The following is a 12,150-nucleotide window of genomic DNA, read 5'->3' as shown; positions in this document are numbered from 1 at the left end:
GCACCGAAGAGAGGCACCATGAAGCGACGCCGGGGCGGGGTCCTACCCGCCGCCATCGCCTCCGCACTTCTCGCCACCCTGCTGTCCGCCGAACCGGCCGCGGCCGCCACCCCCACCCCCGACCAGCAGTGGACCGCGGTCCAGCAGCTGGTCGGGGCCGTCAAGGGCCGCTGGACCACGCAGAACTACGCCGGATTCATCAGCCGTACGATGCCCGAGACGGCGCTGGCCGGGAACGGCGACATCGCCGTGGCCTCCGGCGGCGGGGAGGGCTTCAAGACCTTCGCCGTCTCCAAGGGCGACTTCTGGACCGTCAACGGCGGCCACTCCCTGGTCGCCCTCGGCACCGTGAAGGTGACCCCGGTGGGCGGCGGTTCCTCCTCGTCCAACCTGGCGCTCGGCGCGACCGCGACGGCGTCCAGCTCCCACTCCTCGTTCCCCGCGAGCCGCGCGGTCAGCGGCGCGTGGGGCTCCGGCTACGAGGGCTGGGTCTCCAACGTCGGCAAACCGCAGACGCTCACCCTCGACCTGGGCACCGCCAAGACCTTCACCCGGTACGTGCTCCGCCACGACGCGGCGGCCCGCCCGGCCGAGACGGCCAACAACACCAGGAACTGGACGCTGGCCACCAGCGCCAACGGCAGCACCTGGAACACGGTGGACACGGTCACCGGCAACACGGCCGCCGTGACCGACCGCACGCTCCCGTCCACGACGGTCCGCTACCTCCGCCTGAACATCACCGAGCCCACCCAGGGCACCACCCAGGACTCGATCCAGAACCCGCGGGCCAGGATCGGCCAGTTCGAGCTCTACAACGGCAGCGGCCCGACCCAGCCGCCGAGCGCGTTCCTGGAGGAGCAGAACATCCTCAGGGGCGACATCGACACCACGATGAGCATCGGCGGCGTGCCCGTCTCGATGCGCACCTGGACGGCGGCCAGCGACAACCTGATGGTCACCAGGATCCAGTCCACCGGCTCCGCCACCGTGCGGCTCCAGGTCGAGACCGCCACCGGCACCCCCGACGCGCGCGGCGGCTTCACCAGCACCTCCGGCGTCTCCGGCAACACGGTGTGGGCGGCCAGGCAGACGGCCGGCGGCTCCAACCCGGTGTCCCGGGCCGCCATGGCCACCCGGATCGTCGGCGGCACCCAGGTCGGCGCGCCCACCGCGAGCGGCGCGGCCGGCCGGATCGTCTTCGACCTGCCCGCCGGGCAGACCGCGCACATCGTCACCGGCGTCGCGGGCGGCGGCATGAACCCCGCCGACCCGGCCCCGGCCGCCCGGAGCCTCGCCGACGCCCAGAACGCCGGCTCGCTGGACGGCCTCTACAACGCGCACGTCGAATGGTGGAAGCAGTACTGGCTGAAGTCCTACGTGGACCTCGACGACGACCTGCTGGAGCGCTTCTACTACGGCTCCCTCTACCTGCTCGGCTCCTCGCTCCGCCAGGGCAAGACCGCCTCCGGCCTGTACGGCATCTGGGCCACCACCGACTGGCCGCTGTGGGGCGGCGACATGCACCTCAACTACAACTGGCAGGCCAACTACTACGGCGTCTACTCCAGCAACCGGGCCGACCTGGCGCTGCCGTACCACGACCTGGTGACCGCCTTCCTGCCGGAGGCCAGGCGCAAGTCCGTCCAGGAGCTCCGCCAGGTCAAGTCCGACTACGTCGCCGCGCGCTTCCCCAACGGCATCGCGGGCGGCGTGCTCTTCCCGGTCGGCATCACGCCCTTCACCTACACCTCGGACGCCTCCTACCACCAGCAGGTGGCCAACTCCCTGTTCACCGCCACCCAGTACGTCTCCTACTACGAGTACACGCAGGACCGGAACTTCCTGACCGCCAGGGCGTACCCGTTCCTGAAGGAGATCGCGACCTTCTTCCGGTCCTGGCTGGAGTTCGACTCGGCCAGCGGGAGGTACCGCCTGTGGGCCGGCCCGCACGAGGGCACCTGGGGCCGCAACTCCAGCCCCGACCTGGGCATGCTCCGCCAGGTGCTCACGTTCCTCGTCAACGCCAGCGTCGAACTGAACGTGGACGCCGCCGACCGTACGGCCTGGCAGAACATCCTCAACGCGCTGCCGCCCATCCCGCGCACCACCAGCAACGGCCAGACCGTGTACGCGCTGGCCGACCCCGGCACCATGACCGGCGGCGACACCCGCGTGTTCCGGCCGGGCGACAACACCGTCAACCTGGAGTTCGTCCACCCCGGCGAGGTGCTCGGCCTGAGCGGCGCGGCCGCCGACCGGCAGGTGGCGATCACCACCCTGGACCAGATGAACTCCTGGGGCCAGGACAACAGCTTCCCGAAGGTCTTCACCCAGGCCGCCCGGGTCGGCTACCCGGCGCAGAGCCTGATCGACCGGCTCAAGGGCCAGCTGACCAGCAAGCTCATGCAGAACGGGCGGGTGTACGACCCCTTCCACGGCCTGGAGAAGGCGGGCGCGATCGAGGCGCTCAACAGCATGCTGCTGCAGACCGACGGCGGCGTCATGCGGGTGTTCCCGGTCTGGCCGTCCGGGAAGAACGGCTCGTTCGTGAAGCTGCGGGCCAAGAACGCGTTCGTCGTGTCCTCCGCCCGTTCCGGCGGGCAGGTCGGGTACGTGGACATCACCAGCGGGACGGGTAGGCAGGTCCGGCTGGCCAACCCGTGGCCGGGGCGGACCGTGCTGGTCACCAGGGCAGGCACCGGCACGGTCGCCCACACGGTGAGCAATGACGTGATCACGTTCCCGACGGTCGCCGGGGCCACGTACAGCGTCACCGTCGTCTGACGGATCCGGGAGAACGGGCGCCCTCCGCGGGGTGCCCGTTTTTCCGTTTATCGCGGGTCTCGGCCACTAAGTTTGTCTTTACCGACAGATGCGACAACGTAGGAGAAGTCTCGCGTGGCTGACGATTTAGAGTTCGATCCCCAGATCGATACTTCCGTGCCGCATTCTGCCCGAATGTGGAATTACTGGCTGGGCGGGAAGGATCACTACCAGGTCGACCGCGACGCCGGTGACCAGTTCCGGGACGCCTTCCCCGAGATCGTGAACATCGCCCGGCTGTCCCGGCATCTGCTCGCCCGGATGGTGGGGTACCTGGCCGGGGAGGCCGGGGTCCGGCAGTTCCTCGACATCGGGACCGGGCTGCCGACCGTCGACAACACCCACGCCCTCGCCCAGCGGGTGGACCCGGCGGCCCGTGTCGTCTACGTGGACAACGACCCGCTGGTCCTCGCCCACGCCAGGGCCCTGCTCGTCGGCACCCCCGAGGGCGCCACCCACTACATCGACGCCGACCTGCGCGACCCCGACCGCATCCTGGAGGCCGCCGCCGGCACGCTCGACTTCGACCAGCCGGTCGCGCTCATGCTGATGGGCATCCTCGGCTACGTCCAGGACAGCGAGGACCCGTACGGGATCGTCAAGCGGCTGCTCGACCCGCTGCCGCCGGGCAGCTACCTGGCCATGTGGGACGGCGCCAACGTGGTCACCGGACCGGCGCTCGACGAGGCCCAGGAGACGCTGAACGCGAGCGCGGCCATGCCGCCGTACACGCTGCGGAGCCGGGAGCAGATGGCGGGCTTCTTCGACGGGCTCGACCTCGTGGACCCGGGCATCGTGTCGATCACGCTCTGGCGGCCCGACCCCGACCCCTTCGGCCCGCCGGCCGAGGTCGACGGGCTCTGCGGGGTCGGCCGCAAGTAGCTAACCCTCCGCGAGCATCCGCTCGATCATCTCCACGGACTCGTCCGGAGGCAGCGCCCGCACCCCGAGCTGGTTCATGAAGTGCCAGTACGGCGCCAGCTCGGCCGGCTTGTTGACATAGATCGCGTGGGCGAGCTGTTCGAGGTAGACCACGTCGTCCAGCTCGTCCTCGGCGAACCGGAGCAGAGTGACCGGGCCACCGCCCAGCGGGTGCCCGGCCGTGAACGGCAGCACCTGGAGGGTGACCTGCGGCAGCCTGGCCATCAGGGTCAGGTGCTCCAGCTGGCCGCGCATGGTGGCCTCGTCGCCGATCCGGCGGCGCAGGGCGCCCTCGTCCACGATCATCCAGAGGCGGGGCGGGACCGGCCGGTCCAGGATCCGCTGGCGGCGCAGCCGCAGGGCGACCCGGCGCTCGACCTGCTCGGTGGGGAGTTCGGGGTGGCCGAGCCTGATGACCGACCTGGCGTACTGCTCGGTCTGCAGCAGGCCGGGGACGAACTGCACGTCGTAGCCGCGGATCACGGCCGCGCCCTGCTCCAGGCCGAGGTAGGGCTCGAACCACTCGGGCGTGACGTCCCGGTACTCGTCCCACCAGCCGGGCGCGTTGCTCTGCTCGGCCAGTTCGAGGATCCACGTGCGTTCGGCTTCGTCGCGGATGCCGTACAGGGAGAGCAGGTCGGCGATGTCGCGGAGTTTGAAGCTGCTGCGGCCCAGCTCCAGACGGCTGATCTTGGAGTGGGAGCCGCGGATGGCGTACCCGGCCTTCTCCCGCGAGATCCCGCTGGCCTCGCGCAATCGGCGCAGGTGCGCGCCGACCAGGACGCGCAGGATGGTCGGGCCGGCCTGCTGGTTCGCTAAGCCGGATACGTCGGGCAGATCGGTTCCAGCCCGATCAACGCGCATATTCGCTCCAAAGCAGCAATTTTGCCAGATTTCTGGCTTTCCTTGAGTGTCGCACGAGACCCGCCCGATTTCCCACCCGCCTCACTCTACGCCCGCGCGGCCCACTGATCGTTACGCCAAGTTCACCAGATCCGCGGGTACGGCGGACGCACTGTGCGGAGACTGTGACCACTCGCGACCAGGCGCGGAAACTGGGGCACCAGGATTCTTCAAGATCGGGGCATAGCAGGAAGTGGCAGGCGATGAAGGTCGAACTACGCATCCACGGCGTCGCAGGCGCATCCCCTAGATCTGTTCTTTATCCCGGCTCGGACGGCCCCGGCGAGGTCGCCGAGGACGGCGTCTCCGGCGGCGTCGGCTTCTACCACCCCGTTCCCCAGCCCAACCCCGGCTGGATCCGCCAGGCCTACGTCTGGGGCGGCCTCACCTCCGGCGCCAGGACCCGCGCCCTCTGGCTCCTGCTGCTCCCCTTCGCCCTGGTCAACATCGCCTTCTTCATGACCCCCCACCGCATCGTCGACGGCCGGGAACGCGAGAAGCCCCTCCGCAAGACCGTCGACGCCTTCCAGCGCCTCTTCGCCCTCTCCCTGACCGCCACCGCCCTCCTCGGCTTCACCGGCATCTACCTCGACATCCTCGCCTGGCAGTCCGCCCAGACCCCCTTCGGCGGGCCGCTCTCCTGGCTCAGCACCAACAACGCCGGCGACATCGCCATGCGCCTGGCCCTCTCCTCCCTCCTCCCCGCCCTCGCCCTCTCCCTCATCTGGCTCCTCAGCAGCCGCACCTGGAAACACACCGACCAGACCCCCGTCCCCCAAGGCGCCCCACCCTCCACCGGCCCCCTCCTCACCCGCCGCCGCATGTGGAACGGCGGCGCCCCCGTCGGCCGCCTCCGCTCCCTCCACGTCTCCTTCGGCTTCACCCTCATCGCCCTCACCCTCACCCTCGCCTCCCCCACCCCCTGGCTTTTCACCACCGAAGCCGTCATCGGGGCCCTCGTCATCCTCCTCGTCACCCTCCCCCAAGCCGCCACCCGCGAGGACCCCACCGGCCCGGACGGGGCCGAGCGCGAGCGATCAAAAGGGTGGGTGGGTGGGAGATCCACTCTGACCACGCTCTGCACAGCCCTACGCTGGGCCGGCTTACTGGTGTACATAGCCGCAGCAGTGGTCCCACTGACGGAACCGGGCAGACCAGCGACCCCAGGACCGCTTCCCGGTTTCGACCCCACGGTGCAAGTGATCCTCTGGACCCAGATCGCTTTGATGGCCCTGGTCGCCGTAGGTGTCGCCATCCTCGCCCGCAACCACGAGGAACCCGAGACCCGCTACCGAAGGGCCATGTTCGGTCTCGCCGCACCGGCGACCATGCTCATCGCCTGGGCGTACACCGCGGCCCTGACCATCGGCGCATCGTTCATCGTCGCCGAACTGGCCGGCACCCCCGCGTTCTCGAGAACCCAGGTCCCCGAAGCGATCGTCCTCCCCGAGTCCTACGCCTGGGCCCTCTACGCCGTCCCCATCGCCTTCCTCATGCTCATCGCGTTGGCGCTCTACCTCCTCCGCACCTACCGCCGAACCGCCAGGAAGATCGACGATCTCATCACCGCCCACTACCCCCAGACCGAACACAGGCGCGTCAGCAAGGCCTGGGCCGCCGCCGCCCTCACCGACAAAGCCCAGGCCGTCTTCGCCGTCATCGCCCTCACCGCGCTGGGCACGGTGATCCTGGTCGCCGTCATCCTCGCGACCCAGATGACCATGAAGCCCTGGCCCCCGCTGGTCCTCGCCGGCACCATCATCCTGATCGTCTTCGTCGTCGCCCTCATGGTGGTCGGCTACGCCGCGTACCGCCTCCCCGGCCTGCGCCGCACCGTCGGCGTCCTCTGGGACGTGAGCACGTTCTGGCCCCGCGCCACCCACCCCTTCGCGCCCCCCTGCTACAGCGAACGCGTCGTCCCCGAACTCCTCACCCGCGTCAACCACCTGACCGGCACGGGCCACACGGTCGTCATCTCCGGCCACAGCCAGGGCAGCGTGATCGCCGCCGCCGTCGTCCTCCAGCTGGACCCCGCCGACCGCGCCGCCACCCGCCTCCTCACCCACGGCTCCCCCCTCCGCCGCCTGTACGCCCGCTTCTTCCCGACGTACTTCGACCTGACCACCCTCCACGAGGTACGCGCCGCCACCACCTGGCAGAACCTCTACCGCAACTCCGACCCCATCGGCGGCCCCGTCGTCACCGACATCGACCTGGCCGTCTGGGACCCCGTCTCCCCGCCGCTGGACTCCCCCATCCGCGGACACATCGACTACTACGTGGACGACGACTACCGCACCGCCCTGGACTCCCTCACCCGGCCCTGATGCATGATGGCGACATGGGCATGATCGTGATCACCGGCGCCACCGGCCGCCTCGGCGGCCGGGTCGCCCGCCGCCTGTCCGCCGCCGGGCTGCCGCAGCGCCTGGTCGTCCGCGACCCGGCCCGCGCCCCCCGCCTGGACGGCGCCGCCGTCACCATCGCGGAGTACGGCGACTTCGCCGCCTCCCGGCGGGCCCTGACCGGCGCCGGCACGGTCCTGATGGTCTCGGCCGCCGAGGACGCCGGCCGCCTGACCCAGCACCGCACCTTCGTGGACGCCGCCGCCGACGCCGGGGTCGGCCACCTCGTCTACATCTCGTTCTACGGCGCCGCCCCGGCCTCGACGTTCACCCTCGCCCGCGACCACTGGGCGACCGAGGAGCACATCAGGGCCACCGGCGTGCCGTACACGTTCCTGCGCGACAACCTCTACGCGGACTTCCTGCCGATGATGGCCGGCCGGGACGGCGTGATCCGCGGCCCAGCCGGGACCGGCCGCGCCTCCGTGGTCGCCCAGGACGACATCGCCGACGTGGCCACGGCGGTCCTTCTCGGCCCTTCCGCGCACGCCGGGCTGACGCACGACCTGACCGGCCCGGAGGCGCTCACCCTGGCCGAGATGTGCGAGATCATGACCGAGGTCACCGGCGAGCCGGTCCGCTACCACGAGGAGACCCTCGAGGAGGCGTACGCGTCGCGTTCCTCGTACGGCGCTCCGGGGTGGCTGGTGGACGCGTGGGTGTCCACGTACACGGCGATCGCGGCCGGGGAGATGGACGGCGTCTCCAGTGCCGTACCGGACATCACCGGGCGTCCGGCGACGCCCCTGGCGAAGGTGCTGTCACCCTGATGTGAGCACGACCGTGAAGGGCCCGCCGACCGCCAGCTGCCGGATCCCGGTCAGGCTCGCCACCGGCCCGGGCAGGGATCGCTGCGCCACCGAAGGGGTGCCCAGCTGGCCCGCACTGTTGGAACCCCAGGTGTGGACGGAACCGCCCACCCGCGCGACGCCGTGGAACGCGCCCGCCCCGACCTCCTGAGCGGGACCCAGCGGCACCTTCACGGGAACCGGCCGGCCGACGGTCGTCCCGTCGCCGAGCTGGCCGTTCGAGTTGGCTCCCCAGCCCCACACCTGGCCGTCGCCACGCAGGGCCAGCGCGAACTGGCTCCCGGCCGCGACCGAAGCGACCCCGGTCAGCCCGGCCACCGCCCCCGGCGTCACCCGGTACGGCGACACGCCGCCCGACCCGAGCTGCCCCTGCTCGTTCTCCCCCCACGCGCTGACCCGCCCGTCGGCCGCGACCGCGAGGCTGAAGTGCGCCCCGGCCGCGATCGCGGTGATCCCCGTCAGCGTGCCCGCCCGGACCGGGGTGAGCCGGTCGGCCCGGCTGCCGTCCCCCAGCTCCCCGCTCCGGTTGTGACCCCAGGTCCAGACCGTCCCGTCGGACTTCAGCGCCATCCCGTGGGCCCGGCCGGCGGACACGGCCATCACGCCGGTGAGGCCGGAGACCCGGACCGGCGTCGTCCGGTGCGTCCTGGTGCCGTCGCCCAGCTGGCCCAGCTCGTTGGCGCCCCAGGCCCAGACCGTGCCGTCGGACTTGAGCGCGAGACTGGTGTCCTCACCGCCGTCGACGGCGACCACGCCGGTCAGCCCCGGCACCGGGAACGGCGCGGTGACGAAGGTCTGCTCGAAGGCGTAGTGGCGGGGGTCGGTGTCCCCCCAGTACCAGACCGTGCCGTCCGCCGCGATGCCCAGCCCGTGCGACTGGCCCGCCGCGATCCGGGTGAACGCGTGCCCGCCGGCCGCGACCACCGGCGTCGGATAGCCGGGCGCGACCCCGCCGACCTGGCCGAGCACGTTCAGCCCCCAGCCCATCGACGGCGCCTGATCGGCCCGCGCGGGGCCGGCGGGCGCCAGCAGCACCAGGGCGAGCGCCAGCCCGCCGACCTGTGACAGTTTCCTGGGCATACGCACTCCGTCGGGGAATTCGCAGGGGTTCGTCCCACCATCGAACCCGCGCGAAATCCACGCCGACAGAGCCACTCTCCGCTCAGAGTGGACGGGCAGTGGATCACACCGTCAGGTGCGCGGTTCCGGCATCGGGATGCGGAGGGAGATCGCGCCGCGCATGTCAAGCCAGACCGCGTCCGGCGTCCTGACCAGGCGCAGCACGACCTCCTCGCAGCTCGGGCAGCGGGCCACCAGGCCGGGCTCGGGGCCGTACACGTGGAGGGAGGCGACCGGTCCGGCGGCGCCGCACCCGGCGCAGGTGCCGACGGCGGTGGTCACCTCGACCGCGAAGATCTCGCCGAGCGGACCCGCCAGCGCGTTGCCGTCCAGGTAGTCGATGGACATGTCACCCTCCAGTGGGTCCGAAGCGTTCGGTTCTGATGCGGTCAGGGGCGTGGCCGAGCGCGATCAGGTGGTCGGCGGCGGCCTCGACGAACCCGGTCGGGCCGCAGACGTAGCTGTCGGTGCCGGGCGAGACTCCGTCGAGGTCGGCCGCCGTGATCCGCCCGGGAGCCCGGTCCCAGCCGTCGGGCGTCTTCCGCGTGAAGATGTACGTGATGTCCAGCCCCGGCTGGGGATCGGCGAGCTCGTCCAGGTAGAAACGCTGGTCGGGTTCCCGTACCGAGTAAATGAGCCGGAACGGCGCGGAGCTGCCGGCGGCGCGGCGGGCCCGGATCATCGCCATCAGCGGCACCACACCGGAGCCGCCTCCCACCAGCAGCACCGGCGTCGCCCGCTCGGGACGCCACACGAACCACCCGCCGACCGGCCCGCGGATCTCCACCTCGTCGCCGACCTCCAGCACCTCCAGCAGGTACGGCGAGACCTCCCCGTCCTCCACCAGTTCGACGGTCAGCTCGACCCGGTCCCCCCGCTCCGGCGCGGCCACCGAGTAACTGCGCTCGGTGCTGTACCCGTCCGGCGCGGTCAGCCGCACGTCCACGTGCTGACCGGCCAGATGCCCCGGCCAGCCCGGGATGGTGAACACCAGCGTGCGCGCGGTCGCCGTCTCCTGGCGGATCCCGGTCAGTTTGGCCGCGCGCCAGGGCAGCCGCCGCATCAGTCGCCCTGGTAGCGCTGCTCGCGCCACGGGTCGCCGTAGTTGTGGTACCCGGCGGTCTCCCAGAAGCCGGGCCAGTCCTCGTTCATCAGCCGGATGCCGCGCACCCATTTGGCCGACTTCCACAGGTACAGGTGGGGCACCAGCAGCCGCGCGGGCCCGCCGTGCGGCGGCGTCAGGTCCTCCCCGTCGAACTTGTACGTGATCCACGCCTTGCCGTCGAGCAGGTCCTCCAGCGGGAGGTTGGTGGTGTATCCGCCGTACGAGTAGGCCAGCGCGTATTCGGCGCTCGTCTCCACGTCCTCGAACAGCACGTCCAGGGACACGCCCTGCCAGTCCGTGCCGAGTTTCGACCATTTGGTGACGCAGTGCAGGTCCACCGTGGGCGTCTCGGACGGCAGCTTCATGAGGTCCGCCCAGGACCACCGGTGCGTCTCGCCGGTCTCGGTGTCGATCGTGAACTCCCACCGGTCCAGCCCGATCCGGGGCGTCGGCCCGGCCGACAGCACCGGGAAGTCGTGGGTGAGGTACTGCCCGGGCGGAAGCTCGGCGTCCCCCTCCCGCCGGCGTCCGAAGAAGCCGCGTGAAACGATTCCCATGATTCCTCCCACGGCCCACGATATCCGTCCGGACCGGCCAGTCCGTGATCTCCGGCGGAGCGTGATCTTCCCGCCGTGAAATGTTCACCGATCCGCGGTGCCGAACTGTGTGTGAACCGCCGGGTGCGGGGGGTTCTTTGACGCGCGCGGGGGCGGACCGGACGATCCACCCAGACATGGGGTCCGCTGTCCGTCCTTCCGCAACGCCTTTCGCATCGAAAGCAGGGAAGCAATGAGAATCGTCCTGCGGGCGCTCCTCAGCGCGGTCGTCGCCGCGCTCATGATCGCGCTCAGCCCCGCCGCCGCGCCTGCGAACGTGGACACCTCCCCGCCGTCCAAACCGACCGGCCTGCGCGACAACTGCATCGCCGACTTCCCCGGTGCGGCCTTCTGCTGGAACCCGTCCACCGACGACGTCGCCGTCACCGGGTACGACGTCTACCGGCAGACCCCGAGCGGCCTGCTCAAGGTGGGCACCGCCCCGGCCACCTCGTTCCCCCTGTTCGGCGAGACCGGGCTGGTGACGTACCAGACGTACATCTACCGGGTGCAGGCCAAGGACGCGGCCGGGAACCTGAGCGTGATCTCCGATCCGGTCTCGGTGGTGGCCCGGCCGGGCATGCCGGTGCCGCCCTCGTGCCGCATCGAGTACACGACGACCACCTTCAACTCCACCGGCTTCTTCACGCAGGTCAAAATCACCAACACCGGTGGCATCCCGATGAACTCCTGGACGCTCACGTTCGCGTTCCCCACCACCGGACAGCAGATCACCAGTGGTTTCTCGGCCATGTGGACGCAGAACGGCGTCAACGTGACCGCCAGGAACATGCCGTGGAATGCGGTGATCCAGCCGACGTCCAGCGTCTACATCGGCTTCTACGGGTCCCACGCCAACGCCAACCCCGTGCCCGCCCAATTCCGGGTCAACGGAGTGCTCTGCACCGTCTGAGCCGTCCGGCCTTCGCCCTCCCCTAGGGCGGAGGCCCCTCGGAGACCCCTCGGAGGCCCCGGTTGACCATGGCTTGACGCGTCCGCTTTACCCGGCTTGGTAATCGGCCGACCGTTGCCTCCCGGGGCGCGCGGGGCCGGGCGGAAAGGTAAAAGGGTTCGGATTCCCCGGCTATTTCGGCGATTTGGCGGCCGGCGCCGGACCATGACCGCCCGACCTCGGGGAAGACCTGGGGCGCGGCCAACCGTCCAGTTCGGTAGATCTTATAGAATGCCAGGTCAAAGGGCTTCTATAAGGCTTGCCAGTAGATAGACTGGCCTTGCGTCAAAGCGCACGATTCTTTACCTGGATTACCGGGGCCTGACCGTCCGAAGCGGGATTACGGACAAGCCCTATGCCGTTCAGGTAGATGTAGACAACTCAACGCCAAGGCAGCCGCAGGCTTGATCGCCGCGCTGCACCGCGCGAGGGCGGTGACCACACCCGCCACCCCCGGCAAGGGGATGGAAAGCGCGATGAAAGCGAACTGTCAGCGCCTCGGCGCATGCTGAGC

At 70.5% G+C, this 12,150-nt stretch carries 10 protein-coding genes; 5 read left to right on the top strand and 5 right to left on the bottom strand.

The window, feature by feature from the left end:
• Positions 1-18: 18 nt before the first annotated feature.
• Entirely contained in the window at positions 19-2,787 is a 2,769-nt protein-coding gene (locus tag Aph01nite_RS23485) for a discoidin domain-containing protein (RefSeq protein WP_204043124.1), read from the top strand.
• A gap of 114 nt (positions 2,788-2,901) precedes the next feature.
• Entirely contained in the window at positions 2,902-3,708 is an 807-nt protein-coding gene (locus Aph01nite_RS23480; protein ID WP_275419277.1) for an SAM-dependent methyltransferase, read from the top strand.
• Here Aph01nite_RS23480 and Aph01nite_RS23475 read toward each other — a convergent pair whose 3' ends face one another.
• Positions 3,709-4,611, bottom strand: coding sequence for a Sco1979 family transcriptional regulator (locus Aph01nite_RS23475; protein WP_204043122.1), 903 nt, complete (start codon positions 4,609-4,611; stop codon positions 3,709-3,711). It abuts the gene before it with no gap.
• 242 nt (positions 4,612-4,853) lie between these two features.
• Here Aph01nite_RS23475 and Aph01nite_RS23470 point away from each other — a divergent pair, with 242 nt between their 5' ends.
• Both Aph01nite_RS23470 and Aph01nite_RS23465 read left to right on the top strand, forming a co-directional pair.
• The gene (locus Aph01nite_RS23470) at positions 4,854-6,977 is read left to right on the top strand and encodes a hypothetical protein (RefSeq protein WP_204043121.1); all 2,124 of its coding nucleotides are present in this window, start codon (positions 4,854-4,856) and stop codon (positions 6,975-6,977) included.
• Between the two features lie 14 nt (positions 6,978-6,991).
• A complete protein-coding gene (locus Aph01nite_RS23465; RefSeq protein ID WP_239161908.1) occupies positions 6,992-7,825 on the top strand; it encodes an SDR family oxidoreductase in 834 nt (277 codons plus the stop codon).
• On the opposite strand, the gene Aph01nite_RS23460 is transcribed toward Aph01nite_RS23465, so the two are convergent.
• From Aph01nite_RS23460 to Aph01nite_RS23445, 4 genes are all read right to left on the bottom strand, one after another.
• Positions 7,817-8,944, bottom strand: coding sequence for an RCC1 domain-containing protein (locus Aph01nite_RS23460; RefSeq protein ID WP_204043119.1), 1,128 nt, complete (start codon positions 8,942-8,944; stop codon positions 7,817-7,819). The two genes, Aph01nite_RS23465 and Aph01nite_RS23460, sit on opposite strands and share 9 nt — an antisense overlap.
• 111 nt (positions 8,945-9,055) lie before the next feature.
• Positions 9,056-9,331 carry a DUF6510 family protein gene (locus Aph01nite_RS23455; protein WP_204043118.1) on the bottom strand — a complete coding sequence of 92 codons (276 nt, stop codon included), beginning with the start codon at positions 9,329-9,331 and terminating at the stop codon, positions 9,056-9,058.
• Between the two features lies 1 nt (position 9,332).
• Positions 9,333-10,046, bottom strand: a complete 714-nt coding sequence (locus tag Aph01nite_RS23450; protein WP_204043117.1) for a ferredoxin reductase — start codon at positions 10,044-10,046, stop codon at positions 9,333-9,335.
• On the bottom strand, positions 10,046-10,645 hold the full coding sequence (locus Aph01nite_RS23445; protein ID WP_204043116.1) for a sulfite oxidase-like oxidoreductase: 600 nt from the start codon (positions 10,643-10,645) through the stop codon (positions 10,046-10,048). The genes Aph01nite_RS23450 and Aph01nite_RS23445 overlap by 1 nt, the downstream gene beginning before the upstream one ends.
• 232 nt (positions 10,646-10,877) lie before the next feature.
• Between Aph01nite_RS23445 and Aph01nite_RS23440 the strand changes: the two genes are divergently transcribed.
• Positions 10,878-11,597 carry a cellulose binding domain-containing protein gene (locus tag Aph01nite_RS23440; protein WP_204043115.1) on the top strand — a complete coding sequence of 240 codons (720 nt, stop codon included), beginning with the start codon at positions 10,878-10,880 and terminating at the stop codon, positions 11,595-11,597.
• Positions 11,598-12,150 lie beyond the last annotated feature (553 nt).

Source organism: Acrocarpospora phusangensis (assembly GCF_016862995.1).
In the GTDB taxonomy this organism is placed as follows: Bacteria; Actinomycetota; Actinomycetes; order Streptosporangiales; family Streptosporangiaceae; genus Acrocarpospora; species Acrocarpospora phusangensis.
The sequence above is the reverse complement of the archived record's forward strand: the minus strand, read 5'-3'. Positions and strand labels throughout refer to the sequence as shown.

Bases quoted from the DNA above. Each gene is read 5' to 3' on its own strand.
- Aph01nite_RS23485 (WP_204043124.1), top strand. From the start codon at position 19: ATGAAGCGACGCCGGGGCGGGGTCCTACCCGCCGCCATCGCCTCCGCA.
- Aph01nite_RS23475 (WP_204043122.1), bottom strand. From the start codon at position 4,611: ATGCGCGTTGATCGGGCTGGAACCGATCTGCCCGACGTATCCGGCTTA.
- Aph01nite_RS23470 (WP_204043121.1), top strand. From the start codon at position 4,854: ATGAAGGTCGAACTACGCATCCACGGCGTCGCAGGCGCATCCCCTAGA.
- Aph01nite_RS23465 (WP_239161908.1), top strand. From the start codon at position 6,992: ATGGGCATGATCGTGATCACCGGCGCCACCGGCCGCCTCGGCGGCCGG.
- Aph01nite_RS23460 (WP_204043119.1), bottom strand. From the start codon at position 8,944: ATGCCCAGGAAACTGTCACAGGTCGGCGGGCTGGCGCTCGCCCTGGTG.
- Aph01nite_RS23455 (WP_204043118.1), bottom strand. From the start codon at position 9,331: ATGTCCATCGACTACCTGGACGGCAACGCGCTGGCGGGTCCGCTCGGC.
- Aph01nite_RS23450 (WP_204043117.1), bottom strand. From the start codon at position 10,046: ATGCGGCGGCTGCCCTGGCGCGCGGCCAAACTGACCGGGATCCGCCAG.
- Aph01nite_RS23445 (WP_204043116.1), bottom strand. From the start codon at position 10,645: ATGGGAATCGTTTCACGCGGCTTCTTCGGACGCCGGCGGGAGGGGGAC.
- Aph01nite_RS23440 (WP_204043115.1), top strand. From the start codon at position 10,878: ATGAGAATCGTCCTGCGGGCGCTCCTCAGCGCGGTCGTCGCCGCGCTC.